The 14,214-nt window shown below is 60.1% G+C and carries 8 protein-coding genes; 1 reads left to right on the forward strand and 7 read right to left on the reverse strand.

Going from position 1 to position 14,214, the window contains the following annotated elements; translation table 11 throughout:
- Window positions 1-2 precede the first annotated feature (2 nt).
- From pglZ to pglX, 4 genes are read right to left on the reverse strand one after another with little or no spacing between them, the layout of a single operon-like run.
- On the reverse strand, window positions 3-2,624 hold the full coding sequence (gene pglZ, locus AC3VI7_RS00120; protein WP_489668624.1) for a BREX-1 system phosphatase PglZ type A: 2,622 nt from the start codon (window positions 2,622-2,624) through the stop codon (window positions 3-5).
- Entirely contained in the window at window positions 2,621-3,445 is an 825-nt protein-coding gene (locus tag AC3VI7_RS00125) for a hypothetical protein (protein ID WP_489668625.1), read from the reverse strand. The genes pglZ and AC3VI7_RS00125 overlap by 4 nt, the downstream gene beginning before the upstream one ends.
- A complete protein-coding gene (locus AC3VI7_RS00130) occupies window positions 3,442-4,506 on the reverse strand; it encodes an AAA family ATPase (protein ID WP_489668626.1) in 1,065 nt (354 codons plus the stop codon). Before AC3VI7_RS00130 ends, AC3VI7_RS00125 begins: the two co-directional genes overlap by 4 nt.
- Window positions 4,503-8,144, reverse strand: a complete 3,642-nt coding sequence (gene pglX, locus AC3VI7_RS00135; protein ID WP_489671169.1) for a BREX-1 system adenine-specific DNA-methyltransferase PglX — start codon at window positions 8,142-8,144, stop codon at window positions 4,503-4,505. Before pglX ends, AC3VI7_RS00130 begins: the two co-directional genes overlap by 4 nt.
- An 89-nt stretch (window positions 8,145-8,233) precedes the next feature.
- Here pglX and AC3VI7_RS00140 point away from each other — a divergent pair, with 89 nt between their 5' ends.
- On the forward strand, window positions 8,234-9,466 hold the full coding sequence (locus tag AC3VI7_RS00140) for a Fic family protein (protein WP_489668628.1): 1,233 nt from the start codon (window positions 8,234-8,236) through the stop codon (window positions 9,464-9,466).
- Here the strand turns inward: AC3VI7_RS00140 and brxC are convergent.
- The 3 genes from brxC to AC3VI7_RS00155 are packed head-to-tail and all read right to left on the reverse strand — an operon-like array spanning window position 9,460 to window position 14,200.
- On the reverse strand, window positions 9,460-13,017 hold the full coding sequence (gene brxC / locus AC3VI7_RS00145) for a BREX system P-loop protein BrxC (protein ID WP_489668629.1): 3,558 nt from the start codon (window positions 13,015-13,017) through the stop codon (window positions 9,460-9,462). The two genes, AC3VI7_RS00140 and brxC, sit on opposite strands and share 7 nt — an antisense overlap.
- Window positions 13,011-13,586 carry a DUF1788 domain-containing protein gene (locus AC3VI7_RS00150; RefSeq protein WP_489668630.1) on the reverse strand — a complete coding sequence of 192 codons (576 nt, stop codon included), beginning with the start codon at window positions 13,584-13,586 and terminating at the stop codon, window positions 13,011-13,013. The genes brxC and AC3VI7_RS00150 overlap by 7 nt, the downstream gene beginning before the upstream one ends.
- Complete coding sequence (locus tag AC3VI7_RS00155) at window positions 13,583-14,200, reverse strand: DUF1819 family protein (protein ID WP_489668631.1); 618 nt, start codon at window positions 14,198-14,200, stop codon at window positions 13,583-13,585. Before AC3VI7_RS00155 ends, AC3VI7_RS00150 begins: the two co-directional genes overlap by 4 nt.
- Window positions 14,201-14,214 lie beyond the last annotated feature (14 nt).

A 14,214-nucleotide genomic window follows, 5' to 3' on the forward strand; every position in this document is an offset into this window, starting at 1 on the left:
CCTCAGAAATCATTTGAGAAAGCCAAGTCAATGCGCACCGCTGAGCGCTGCATTACTTCGACTTGGCTTTGAGCATCACGCACCACCAAGTGGTAGTCGTGCAAGCGGTCGTAGCTGCCGGCCCGCACGGTCAGGAAGACCGAATGGATCCAGTCATTCATGTGTTCTGAGCAGCTATCGAAGGTCAGCGTTTGTTCGTCGCTGATCAAATCCGGGCCATCCCGCAGAGAAATCAACACTGTGCGGGCGAGCACGCGCTCTGACACCGCCTCGTTTTGGATGAACTCGAAGCGCTGTTTATTGGTCACGACGCGGTTCGATGAGCCGATCAATCTCAGATCAACCATGCGGGTCTTGGCGCTGGCAGCTTCGCTTTCACGCACGCTCAGGACCGGAATCAAAACCTCCTGAGGCATGGCGCTGCCATGCACAAAGCGTGCGCCTCCGGCGAAGTGAAAACGCATCGTGCCCTTGGGAGCCCAAAAGTCTAAGCTGGTCTCGCCCGGTGTCGTGCCGGCGGTGGTGGCGGTGTTGCCGCGCCAAGCTTTGGCGGTGGCCGGCAGATCGCGCCCGAGCAGGTAGCGTTTCTTGGCCTTGAGCGTGCCCTCGGGTTTGTCGCCAAGCACGGCCTTATCCGCTTCGTCCAGGGCCGACTCCTGATAGATGAAGCCGTGATCGGCCGTCACCATGACCAGCGTGCCGTTGAGGGTGTCGATGATGAATCGAACAAGGCTCTGCAACTCGTTGATCGTCTCAGCCACGGCGTCGAAGGTCTGGCCTTCGGATACCTGCTTGTCGCCCAGCATGTCGATGCGGTCGTGATAGACGTACACGATCCGCTGATCACGGATGCGCTCGCGCCCCTTGACCCGGCCCAGCGCCAGCAACTCATCGGCCTTGATCGCCATGCCACCGTGCTGCGCGAGCAGAGCGTCACGCGCCTCTAGACTCGCTGTCGGCTGGTCATCTGCCCAGACTTCGGTGCCTCGGTAGGCCAGCGTTTTGTGCGGTAGCAACGCAGCCATACCCAGTGACGTGTAGCTCGGCAGCACCCCCAGCATCACATCGAGTTGCGCAACGAGGCGATTTTTGCTGTTGATCTGGCGGCCGAGTTCTTCAGCGGCTTCGTAGCGCAGCGCGTCCGAAATGATCACAAACACGCGCTTGATGCTGCCCCTAAGCCCCTTGGCGACTCGGTCTTCGAAAAAGTATTGTTGGGGCGCGGCCGACGCCAGCGCCCATGTCTGAAGCAAGCCCTCTGGACCCGCCAGCAAGGTGTCCCAAGCCAGAGACAGCTGAGGCATGAACCAGCCCGCGTAGGCGCTCTCGACCCCATCACGCAGTTCATGCAGCAAGCCCCAGCCCATGGGTTCAACCTGCGCTGCGGCGTGATGAACCCGGCGGTAGAGCTGGTCAAACTTGAACAACTCGTGGCGATAGCGCTCGACGGCGTCGGCCGCGCTGGCAAAACTCAGCCCTTGGGCGTGGCGCTCCTTGAGGGCTAAAAACTCAGCCGCAGCTTCGAGGGCGTCATAGCAAGCCCCCAGGGCTCGGGTCGAGTCACTCGTGCTTGCCAGCAGCCGACTGACCCACGGCCCGTCTCGGCGGCGGCCGGCCAAAGCGCGCACGCCCTCCAACGCGGCACCGCCTTGACGGATCACGCGGGCCTTGAGCGCCGCGATGATGAGTTGATCAAGCACGGCAAAGGTCATGGCTTCGGCCAAGATTTCAGGGCTCAGTGCTGCCAAGCGTGTACTGAGCGCCAGCGTCTGTGCGATCACCGCCGACAGCTCTGCGTAGGATGCATGCCCATGCAAATCGCTACGCCAACGCCCGGCCAGCACCGAGGCATTGGCCGCAAGCACTTTGTCGGGCAAGACCAGATGCACCAGCTCAGGCGGGCAGGGTCCACGCAGGTTGCGCACCAAGTCTGTCACCAACATCCGAACCAGCAAGTCCGGCAGTGCGGGTGTGGTTTCTTGGTAGCCCAAGTGCCGCGCCATCATCAGCCAGAAGGCCCCGTCCAGCTCGTTGGCAACGATCTCGCTCCAGCTCTTGGGCACCACATCCACCAGCACGCCAACCGACAAGGGCAAGTCTTTGAGCACATGCATGGCCAGAGCCAGCACGTCGGACTCATCGCTGCGCAGCAGCACGGCGATCATCTTGCGGTCCAAAGCTTCGGCGTCATCGCTGGGCAACACCAGCCGTTTGAGCCGCTCGACCCGGTCCTTGGCGCGCAAGAACTTGCGGCGCAACTTCAGATGCGGAGCCAGCGTCAGCGAACTCAAACCCAGCTCCTCCAGCAGCATCGAGGTGCTGTCCGCCCTGAACGTCTTGGCCCGCAGGCGAATATCCAGCAACCAGTCCTTGGCAGGTTCGGGCTCGGGCTGGTTGCTATAGAACAGCCAGCGCCGCTGGCCACCGGCGGCCAAGTTGGCCTCGACATCGAGCTTGACGTGCAGCGCCGCGCGCTTATCGAGTTGCACGATTTCGACCTGCTCGCCCAGATTCAGGTTCGGCAGCATCGCCGAGAACTCCTGATCAACGTCGTGCCAGAAAACCGCTTGCTGATTGGTAAATGCCGCTGCCAGCGCTTCGGTGAGTCGCTTGTCTGAACTCATGCCAATCCCATCCAGTTCCAGATCGGCTCCAGATCGGCCGGCAGCGGCAGAGTTTGAAACAGGGCCGTCCGGTGAGCTTTTTCACTTCGTTGTCCGATCCAGCGATTCAGCACCTGATGAACCACCAGGGGATAGAACTTCTTGGCATAGAGCGTGGTTCGCACGAACGTGGTTTCGTCGAGCGCTGCGACGCGTGCCTGTTCAGCCTCAAACGCCGCAAAGACCCGCTCCGCATTCACCACATCGGACCAAGTCGTGAGCGTGCTTCGCAAGGTGGCATCGTCTGGCACTTGGTCTGGCTGCAAGACTTGGTCGTTAAACCCTTCCGCCCTCAACCTCGACCACAGCGGATTGATGACGTTCCAGAGTGCGGCATGCCGGCGCCAGTCGGACAGCGGGCCTGTCAGCTCGGCATAAAACTGCGCGAAGGCATCCGGCTTGCTGGGCTTGATGGCCACCGGCAGTGCCTCCCACAGCTCCGCAGGGTCACTCACATAACTTTCGATGCAGAAGCGTGGCAGAGGCTTCAGGTTGGGCAGCTCTTGTTGCAGGGTACTTAGCTCCTCTGCCGTGGCTTCATCTCGATCGATGATGATCCGCCACTGGGGATACTTATCTTTCACTAGTGCTGCCAGTGCTTTGGCGTTTTTCTTGCCTTGCGCCTGCTCCAGTACCCAACGGCTTTCCCAGTTTCTATCGCGTTTGTTCAGCAACAAGCGGAAGGCATCCAGATCATCCACGCCTTCCACCACTAGCGCGGCACGGCCCGTGGCACCGATCGACGCCAAGATCCGTTGGCGACTCTCTTCAACCTTGGTCATGGATGTTGCGCCCCAAGTTCGATGCGCCGACCGGCGGTTTCATATCGATCCCATACCGTCCGAATATGCGAAGTGATGAGCAACTGCCCCCCCAGCTCGCGCACCATGTTTTCCAGACGCGACAGCAGCAGCGAAATCAGCGACGGATGCAGATACAGATCCGGCTCATCGATCAGCACCACGCAGCCCTTTTCAGCCCAGCGCGCAATCAGGTAGATCATGATCAGCGCCTGATGTTCACCGGCGCTCAGATCATCCAGCGTGATGAAACCCTTGCTCCCGCTTTTGAGCCTAACTCGTAGCCGATTGCTGCCCTCTGGCATATCGGATTCGATGCTCTTGTCAAACAAAAAAGCGTTCAGGTCGCTCAGCACCTTCTTGAACTTGGCTTCGTGGGTCAGCTTGAGGTTGATGAGCGAGGCTTCGAGCTGGCTGTCCCAGTCGTCGGTTGCCAGATAACGCGGCAACCAGCGCAGCTGCGGAGACTCGGCCAGAAACTCTCCGACTCGCCTTTTCGGCGTGACCCAGCGGCGTTCCTCGGCGTCCATGAAAACGATGTTGGGCAGGGCCGTGCCATCAAAGCCAAGAATCATCTTCTTGCGCGCGTCAGAGAACTTGGTCAACCAATGCTCTTCAGGCACGACCAGCGTCTTCCTGGGCGCGCCCACCGCACCGCGCACCACCGACTCACCCAGCCAATGCACATCGAGATGGGTCTTCTTCAACTCAGCAAACCCACTCGCATCGCCAAAAAATAGGCCCAGCGGTGTATGGGCATCCCCAGTCACACCGGTATCGGCCAAAACCACACCGACGCCACCCCAGCGTTGCAGCCAGAGTCTCACGGGGTGATTCTTGGGCAGTTGCTTGCGCTGATCCAGCCAGTACCCCGCCGCCTCCCAGAGCATCGCCACGGCACGCAGCACGGTGGACTTGCCGCAGCCATTCGGCCCCGACAGCAGCACCTGGGTATGGATGCCACCCGTCCAGTCATCAGTCAAGTCAAAGGACTCGTCCTGCAACGGCCCGACCGCGTTGAAATGCAGCGATTTGATTTTCATTCGTCGTCCTTTCCACCTGTGATGGCCTTCACCTCCGCCAGCAAGTCGCCAAACTTGCCGTAGTTAACTTTCACGCCGTCGTCCAGATCAAGCGAGATGCGCATGTCGGCGTGGTGGCGCAGTTTTTCTTCAAAGGTGTGCAGTTCGAGGTGTTGTTTCTTGAGTTTTTCAAGCTGCTTGTTGAGCTTGGTGCGGGCAGCCGTAGAACTGGCGCTAAGGATGTCGGCTTCTAGGCTTTCGACGCGGGTTTGCAGTTTGCCGATCAGGGGCAGTACATATTCGGCCCGCATGCGGGCGAGGGTGCCGTCAAAGTAGCGGTGCAGGTAGACGATGGCTTGGAATGCGCCAAGTTTCCCGCTGCTAAAAAGCCAGTAGATCGGGCGCTTTTTGTAGGTTTGCAGGTGGTCCTTGAAGAATTTGTCAGCCAAATAACGCCGAATCGTTTCATCCGCCGTCTCACCCCCCTTGGCACCCAAACTCTCCGCCAACCAAACCATATTTTCTTCCAGCGTCTCCGCGCCCCACACCGCCCGCACAAACTCCCGCACGCGACTGGCGGCGTCGTCCTCGAACCAGCTCTCAAAGGTGATCGGCACAATGCCATCGTCGTCGGCCGGGAATTTCTTCTCGTAGCGGCTCGGGTCGAACCCGACGTTGTTGGCGTGCGCGTAGATCAGGCCCGGTTCGTCCAGGCTGTAGCGGCCCATGATGCAGCCGATGGCGTAGGAAATCAGGCGCTGGCAGTCTTTCTCCCGGTCAGCGCGGGCGAGCGTAATTTGATCTGCGGTGACGTCGGGGCGAAGTTCGTCCTGAAGCCCGTAGGCTTCGATGAATAGCCGATTGTTTACCTCCTCGATGTGCCGTAACTCCTCTATTGCACGAACACAACTCGCTGCCCAATCCTGCCATGCCTTCTGAATAGTCCCGTTCAGATCTGATGACTCAGATCCAATATCAGCAATAGCCGCTCCAGCGTGCATCACCATTGGGTTCGCAACGAAACCCCAGCTAACCTCAAAGTGATCCCAGTCTGCCCTTGATATATCAACGGCCCTGCCGACGCAGTCTAAGCAGGTTTTCAGCGCCTTAAACGGCAGCGCACATATATGGCCCACCTCAAGATTTAGCGTGGGAGAAGTCGCCTGAAGAAACACCCGGGCAACTATTGAATTCGAAAATCCCAGTATGCCGAATAGAAGGGCGTTATCATCGGAAAATATCGACGTTCCGGCAACGTCAAAGATGAATCCAGAAGGAAAGTAGCGGAATGATGGAATGCCACTGCTAATCTTTGACCATGACACCGACGATTTAAAGTAATGCTCAGTGTTCTGAGGCCTGGAACGCAACTTTCCAGCATCGTCAAAAAATGTCCGAATTCGCTTTCCATCAGATTCCCAGTCAACCAAAAACTCTTGATTCCCGTACCGCTTCCGCGAGTCTCCCCCCTTGTTGTATGGAAACCATCGCTTCAGCGAGGCAAAAGAACTGACCACCGACGATTCGCGAAAGCTTGTATTGGAGGCTGAAACTTCAGACCAACTTCGAACGAAACGCGCATTCTCTCCTGTCGCAAGCCCTTGCCGAGGACTGGCGACCTTTTCAAGCGCCGTTCCGGAGAGGAACGCACGGCGAACTCTCTCGCTCAACCAGTACGCTATTGGGTTTCCAGGTATTACACTGAAGTTATTTTGAATAGCGTTATATGATTCAGCGGCAGTTCGACACAAGAACACATCTCGCTTGTCGGCAGACTGCGACGCCGAATTGAGATCAACATAACAGCCAGAATATTTCTCTACTCGCCTCACCATTAGAGAGAATGCGCAGGCTTGAGCGACTTTGGAATTCAACTCTGGAAAACTGTTGTACCCGATCTGTATCAAATTTGAAATTGTACGGTTCGCAAGAAGTTGACTTCGCATTACTTCAAACGATGACAAGAACATCCAGTTCTGCATCGTCACCATACCAAGGAAGCCTGTAGACTTGCACGAGCCAAATCCACGCTCGATAAACATCGCAAAGAGGTCTGATTTTGCGCTCTCAAAATTCTCGGTAGCGAAGTCCTTAAGTCCTTGATTCATTCCCTTTCCGCCCATATACGGCGGATTCGTCACCACCGCATCAAACTGCATCCCCAGCACCAACACCTGCCAAACCAGCGGCAACACATCCTTGGCGGCTTGTTGGGCGTAGAGGTCGCCGGATTGCAGGGCTTGTTGCAAAACGGGGGTGATTAGGGCGAGTTGGGCGGTGAGGGCGGGGGGGATTTGGATCAGGGATCCGAAGGTTTTGGCGTGCTCAAAAGTGGTGAGCAGTTGGCGGATGACATGTGCTTCGACAAGCTCAGCACGAACGGTGGGGGCGGTGGCACGAACGGCGTTGAGGGCTTGGGTGAGGGCGGCTGCATCCAGGCCCTTGCTTTCTTGCAGGCTCAGCACGTTGAGTTTGGGCGGGTCGTTGAACAGGCGGCGGTCGTCGGCTCTGGCCTTCATCAGCAGGGCGAAGGCGGCGAGCTGGGCGGCGCGGTCGTCGATGTCCAGGCCGTAGAGGTTCTTCTCCAGGATCAAGCGCGGGATGGCCCGGGGCTGGTAGCCACGCTCTAGGTAGATGGCCTTGAGCACGTCGTAGGCCACCACCAGGATGTGGCCACTGCCGCAGGCCGGGTCGAGCACGGTGATGGACTCGGGGTTGAGCGCCTCGCCGTCCTCGCGGATGCGGGTCTGGATCAGTGCGTCGAGCTGGGCCTGCACCTCGGGCGTCTGCTCGGCCGGCTGGATGTAGTAGGGCCACTGGCTGGCAAGCAGGCTGGTGGGGTTGGCCATCAGCCACAGGCGGCCCACGCTGTTTTGCACCAGGTACTGCACGATCCAGTTGGGCGTGAAGAGCTGGGTGGCGGCAGGGATGTCCTCGCTCTTGACCACCTTGCCGATGACTTCGTCCTTCTTCTCGCTGATGTAGAACTGATAGAGCCAGCCGATGGCTTCGACCTCGGTCCAGTCCTCTTCAGGGATCTCGACTACGAGCTTGGCGACGATGGCGTCGCTCAGCAGCAAGTTGTCGGGCAGCAGCAGTTCGGTCTCGTCGTCCAAGCGCTCAAACAAAAAAGGCATCGCCCGGTGCAGCGCATTGCACTGCGACAACAACACCCGGCGATACAGCTCGCCGTCTTGGTTGGTCAATTTCAGTTCGCGCACCTTGTCCGCCCGCAAACCCGGCAAATCACCGTTTTCTGCCAACTCAAGCGCATGCGCCAGCGCCTCAGGCAACAGCCCCCCTTCGGGGTGACTCAGCACGCGCCGGCCGTGGCCCAGGTAGTCGTGCAGCTCCATGTAGCGCAGGGCGGCCAGGCGGTTGAACCAGGTGTAGGCAATGGCCTCCAACGTGGCGTGATAGCCGTCGCGGGCGAAGCGCTCAAGCAACATCTCGCGCTGACCCTGCACATGGGCCGGCCACGGGCGACCGGCAATCAACGCCACCTCACCATGCACCTCGCAGGGCTCAGCCAACACCTTGCCCGCCTGCGCGCCACCCACCCCCAAGCTGATGCCCAACAACTGCGCACGCTGCGTCACGCTGGCAATGAAGTCGCGCCGAGCGGCGGGGGCGTATTTCTTGAGATTGGATTTATTCATGGTGCAGAAATGTTGGCAAAAGATGCCGCATTCATCAAGGATAATCGTTTTACGACAAGCATTTGGCGATGCCTGAATGTTGGCAAATCATGAGCAATTTGTACCACTCCATCCACCCGTTCGAACCGCTGATGCCGTCCGATGCGGCGCAGCAACCGCTGCTGGTGCAAGCGCATGACTTGGCCCGCTCGGCCCTGCAACTGAGCGGCACCACTGTGCCATCGGGGCTGCGAGCGCTGCTGCGCAGCATGAACTCGTACCACTCCAACCGCATCGAAGGGCAGCACACCCGACCGTTCGAGATGGATCAAGCCCTGCGGCGTGACTTCTCGGCCGACCGCGAACTGGCGACCCGCCAACGGCTGGCGGTGGCGCACATCGAGGCTGAAATCGCGCTCGAAGCGCGCTACGCCGGGGCCGAGGGCGCGCTGCGGCTCTATGGACCAGAAGCGGTGACGGACTTGCATCACACGCTGTTCAGTCGGCTGCCACCGGATGATTTGCGCACGCCCGATGGCGAAGTGATCGTGCCCGGGCAACTGCGCCCACGTGAGGTCAGTGTGGGCCAACACATCGCCCCGGCGTTTGCGGCCGTGCCGAGCTTTTTGCAGCGCTGGGGTGCCGTCTATGGCGGCACACGCCGTGGAGAGGCCGCGCTGCTGGCCTTGGCGGCCGCGCATCACCGGCTGGGCTGGATCCATCCCTTTGTCGATGGCAACGGCCGGGTGATGCGGTTGCACACCCACACCTTGATGACGGCACTGGGCTACACCGGCGGGCTGTGGTCGCCGCTGCGCGGCTTCGCCCGCAGCACCGATCAGTACTACGCGCTGCTGGCCGCTGCCGATGAATCGCGCCGGGGTGACTTGGACGGCCGAGGCAACCTGAGTCAGCGTGCGCTGGTGGACTGGATCAGCTATGTGCTGTCGATTTGCCAAGACCAAGTCACCTTCATGGCGGGGCTGCTCAAGCTGGGTGATATGGAGCGGCGCATCGCCGCTTGCTTGGCCTATGAGGAGCAGACGCTGCGCTCGGGCGTGCGTACAGGTGTCCGCATGGCGGCGCTGCGCCCGCTGCACTACCTGTTCGTCACCGACGCTGCACTGGCGCGCGGCGAATTCAAAGCCATGACCGGCTTGGCCGAGCGCACAGCGGGCTCGCTGCTGAAGGCGCTGCTTGAGCGCCGCTTGCTGACAAGCGACACGCCCCAAGGGGCTGTGCGCTTGGGTCTGCCGCTGCACGCGCTGCGTTTTTACTTTCCGGCGCTTTGGCCGGAAGCCGAAGCCGACGACGGCGATGCCCTCGGCGCACCCGCTCACTGAACCCGCACCCGCTGACCGGCCTGAATGACGCTGAGCAGCTTGGTGCGTAGCGCATCCAGATAGTTCTCGACCTCGGCCACGTCTTCCAGATAGGTTTTGGGCGAGAGCTGAGCGGCGTGAACCGTTTGGCTGGGTTTGGGTGCGGCTTGGATCGACAAGGCGGCGGCGCTGATGGCGGCCATGGCTTTGTCGAGGCGCTCGCCCCCTTGGTGGTCTTGCAAGTAGAGGATCTGCGGGATGCTGCTCAGCCCCGCCACTTGGGTTTTGAGGGTTTGCAGCGGCTGCAATACGCGCTGGCTCAGCTCAGGCCCGGCGCTGGTTTGATCAAGAGCTTGCTGCACATCGGCGATTTTGGTGTCGATGGATTGCAGGGCGGTGGCCCGTTTTTCAGCGGCCAAGGTGTCGTTGACCGCTTGCACGCTGGCCATGAGCGGCTCGATGCGATGGATCTGCGTGTAGGGCGCTGGGTTGGCGCGCAAGGCGTCCAGCTCTTTGAGCGCGGCACCGGCGCGAGCATCTTTGATCAAGGCTTCCCGGTTGGCTTCAAAGAGGTGCAGGGCCTCCAACAACTTGCGCCAAGTGGGCAGTTGCTGATCGTAAAAAGCACTCAAATCGCCCATGTCCTCGCCCGCGTACAGCCAGTCGTCTTGGGTGCGGTTCAAGGCTTCGACGTACTCAAAGGCGTCACGCAGGGCTTGCTGTTGCTGGATGCGCGCCTGCAAGGTGTCAAGGGTGCTTGTGCCGGGGTGGTGTTTTTGCGCCGCAAGGGGGGCGTAGCTGCGCAGTTGCTGCGACCAGCCCGTTAGTTTTTCGCGCCAATCGGCCACCAAGCCGTCTTCGTCCTCACGCGCTAGGCCCGAGAACAGCTCCTTGTACAAGTCGCGCGCGCGCTTGAGGCTGCTGGCATCGGCTTGCTTGCGCTTGAGCAGGCTGACTTGCCGAAAGCGCGCCGGTTTGGTCAGGGCATCGACGGCGCTTTTCGGGTCGAGGTCGGTGCCTTCAAGCGTGAGCTTGATGTCGCCCACCATGAACAAACGCGCCACGATCAGCACGATTTCCCCGTCGGGCTTCCAGCCGTAGGGCATGGCGCTGTAGCGCTCCACCACATCCGACAACAACACCCGCTTGTCGCGTGCGGTGAGGTTGAGGTAGTCGCGCACATCGGCCAAGGCCAGCGGGTTGCCTTCTTCGCCGCCCAAGGCCAAGGTGCGCTGCGCCAGATCGTCGGCCGAAAGCACGGCGCGGATCTCAGCCTGCGGGTCCGCTTGGCGCACCTTCAGCAAAGCCAGCTTGAGAAAGGTGTTGGTGATCAGGTAGTTCACCAGCTCGTCGAGCAGCGCACTGGGGCTGGCGGCCTTGCTGCTGATCTTTTGGCCTTTGGCGTAGAAGTCGCCGCCGGTCATCAACGCGCTGATCTGGCCGACCAAGCGGTTGCGGCGCTCGCGATTCTCGTCCTTGCGCTCGCTCATGATCTTTTTCAGCGAGGGCGTGGCGGTGCTGGCTTTGGGGCTATCGACGAACTTTTCGATCTGCATATAAAGCGTCAGCTCGACATCCAGACGGTCGCCCTCATCAAGGCGAATCAGCGCTCGGCCCGAGCCTTCGGCGCTGCGCAAAATGCAGCGACTCTCGCTGAACGCTTCGTAGTCATCCCCGAGGGGGCTGAGCAGTTCCAGCGTGAGCGGATGGTGGGCTTGCTTGTAGGGCGCACCGTCAAGCAAGCGGTTGCATTCGTAGTCCCCTTTGGTGTCCTTGTGGCGTACCTTGGTTTGGCCTTTGAGGATTTCCTCAAAGACGATGTCGGCCAGCAAACGGTTCTTTTCGGCCACCGCCACCCCGATATGGCCAATCTCGCGGGCCACATCGCGTTCTTCGTTGGTCAGAAAGAACCACTGATCGCCGTTGCGGCTGACCAGCTTTTGCGCTTCGAGGCGTTCCAAGCTGGCTTGCAGACCACGCTTGAGCGCAAGTTTGTCGGCGTCGATCTGCTCCAGACAGAGGGTGGCCAAGTTGTCGAGCGTGGGCTTGAGCACTTCAGCGACATAGCGGATCAAAAACAGCGCCTTGAGCAGTTGCAGATCCTGCGGCAACTGCAAGGCGGTGTTGTCGGCGGCTTGGTCGATGGCGCGTTTGACACTGGTGTCGAGAAAGCTCTCGATGGAGGGGTAGAAATCAAAAAGCGGCACCAACGCATCAAGGCCCTTGTCGGCGTTGCGGCGGGTGGCCGACTGGAAGGCATCAAGCAGCGAGCGCTCGCCCCTTGAAAGATGCTGGCCGGTGGCACCTACGCGGCGGATCGACTCGAACACTTTTTGCAAGAGCGTGAACTGATAGGGCGCAAACGGGTAGATCGCCACGAATTCCGCCGCGTCCCGGTAGCCGCGCAGGTTGACGCTGGTACCGACGAAGGAGAGTTGGTTATTGATGATGTCGGACTGACGCTCGAACACCGTGCGCAACGCGCGGTGTGCGTCTTCCGTCTTGGCCAACAGGCGTTCACCGATCACTTCGTCGGTGTTGGAACTGGCCAGCGACAAGCGGGTATGGAAGCGGCCCTGGATTTTGGAAAAGTCTTGGCTCTTGGCCTTGTTGGCGTCGCCCAGCGCAGCGTCGATGTCTTCTTGGCTGGTGACGATGACCCACGCCCGGCCTTGGCAGAGCGTGCCGAGTTGCTCGGTGATGGTTTGCAGCGTCAGCATCAACTGGGTGTTGGCACCGATGAACTGCCCCACCTCGTCCACCAAAAAAATCACCCGGTGCCCGGCCGGTTGGGTGTCGAGGTGCTCGCGCAGCAGCTTGGCGAAGCTCTCGATGTTGATCTTGTAGGTGTCACGCGCGTTGTCAAACCAGCTACCCGCCGATTCGGGCGACATCTTCAGCGCTTCGGACAAGGCGGCCACGATCTCATCGCGCAGAAAGTCGAACGAGTCACGTTCCTTGAACCAAGTCGAGCCGCTGCGCTGCTCGAACGCTTGCTGGAAGAGCTCAAAGGCCCCTTTGCTCACCAGATGACGCTCCATCTCGGCGATGTGTGGTGCATCGCCCGAGTAGCCGAGCTTTTCGTTGAAGACGCGCAGGAACACCTGCAAGATCACGTCGCGGTCGGACTTGCTGTCGGCCTTGGCGTCGATGTTGAACAGCATGACATCGGCGCTGCCCCGGGTGGCGCGCTGCACATCGGCCAGCAGCATGGCGTCTTTGAGCTTGCGTTCATCAAAAAACGCCGCAGCCCGTCGGCTTTCCCCGGTGAGCGCGTTGTGCGCTTCAAGGTTCTCCAGCAGATACGACAAGATCTTGATGAAGTGCGATTTGCCCGAGCCGAAGAAGCCCGACACCCACACCCCCATGCGCGCCGCCAACACGGGGTCGTTGGGGTTGTCAGCCGCCGCGAGGTAGGCGTCAAAAAACTTGCGGAAGTATTCGGTGAGCTGCTTGGTGACAACGTACTCGTCCAGCTCCTGCCAAATGCTCTCGGCGTCGCGCTGGTCGGCCTTGATGACGCCATTGATCGGGCGGTCGATGGGTTTGACGAAGAGGTCTTTGATCAGCATAAGCGGAAGGCGCGGTAGTAATGGTCGTCAGCCAGTTGGTTGAACAGGCTAAGCGAGAAGCCGTTGTAGCGCCCTGGAAAGAACATCAGCAGCGGCGTGCGTTGCATCACTGGGTGCAGGGACGACAGCAAGGTGTTGCTGCGCAGCAGCGGATAAGCCGAGCCGATGCCCGTGAGCATCAGAAGATCGAGTTCAGCCGGGTGGATGCGCTCGGTGATGCGTTGAGCCAGCTTTTCTTCCTTGAGCACCGGGCGCAGCGCAGCCATGAGGACCTCATCGCCCTTGTCGGCCTGCATCTTCAAGGCTTTATCGAGCAAACCGCGCTCTTTGAGGATGTCGATGATCAGCGCGAAGAGGTCGATGGTGTCGGCGCGCAGCGTCGGCACGCGCTTGGCTAAAGCGGGTTTGATCACGTCGGTGATGAACGCGCGCATCGCCAATTCCTGCTCCGGCGGGTAGTCGAAGATCCAGAAGCCGATTTCGTTACCGAGGCCCTTGTTGAGAAGGAAGTCGTCAGCGGTGATGCGGGGCAGAATGCGGTTGAGCCGGTCTTCAAAACTGAGGCTCATGGGCGCAGCTCCAAGTTCAAGGTGTGAATCAAGGGTGTGTGGCCGCTTTTTTCAAGCATGCGACGCACATCGGGGTGCAAGCTGGGGGAGCGCAAGCGCAGTGTTTGCGCCGATTCCAGATAGCGACCTTCGGTCAGGATGCGTATCAGCACCTGCCAAAGCTTGGTTTGGGTGGACCGACTCCAGCGAGCACTTGCCGGATCACGGGCTGCGCAGTCGGCCAGAAAGGGGCCCCAATCTTGGCGGGACAACGCAGTGTCGAGTTTGTGGTGGTGCGCCGCCACGACGTCACGCATGAAGTCCGTGAGCAGCCGGCTGTGCAACATCGCCGCCGCCAACAAACTCTGGAGCGCAGCCTCTTGGGGCCCTTGGGCGATCAAAAGCCAACCGGCCTCGGGCAAGGTTTCCAGTCGGGTGCGAATCACTCGCCCCAAACGCATGGCGGTGGCGGGCGTATTTTTCTGCAACACGTTATCCACACGCAAGGCATGCCCCCACGCTTGACGGTTCGGCATCGTGAGCAAGAGCGCCGCCACACGGCGGCTCTCGGGCAACATCAACGCCCCCGCTGTGAGGGTGGTGCTGTAGCGAGACGAAGAATTGTGAGAAACCACGGGCGAGGGCGCGA

The sequence above is a fragment of the Leptothrix toolikensis (SeqCode) genome (genome assembly GCF_057922285.1).

Bases quoted from the DNA above. Each gene is read 5' to 3' on its own strand.
- brxC (WP_489668629.1), bottom strand. From the start codon at position 13,017: ATGCTGATCAAAGACCTCTTCGTCAAACCCATCGACCGCCCGATCAAT.
- pglX (WP_489671169.1), bottom strand. From the start codon at position 8,144: ATGAATAAATCCAATCTCAAGAAATACGCCCCCGCCGCTCGGCGCGAC.
- pglZ (WP_489668624.1), bottom strand. From the start codon at position 2,624: ATGAGTTCAGACAAGCGACTCACCGAAGCGCTGGCAGCGGCATTTACC.
- AC3VI7_RS00130 (WP_489668626.1), bottom strand. From the start codon at position 4,506: ATGAAAATCAAATCGCTGCATTTCAACGCGGTCGGGCCGTTGCAGGAC.
- AC3VI7_RS00140 (WP_489668628.1), top strand. From the start codon at position 8,234: ATGAGCAATTTGTACCACTCCATCCACCCGTTCGAACCGCTGATGCCG.
- AC3VI7_RS00150 (WP_489668630.1), bottom strand. From the start codon at position 13,586: ATGAGCCTCAGTTTTGAAGACCGGCTCAACCGCATTCTGCCCCGCATC.
- AC3VI7_RS00125 (WP_489668625.1), bottom strand. From the start codon at position 3,445: ATGACCAAGGTTGAAGAGAGTCGCCAACGGATCTTGGCGTCGATCGGT.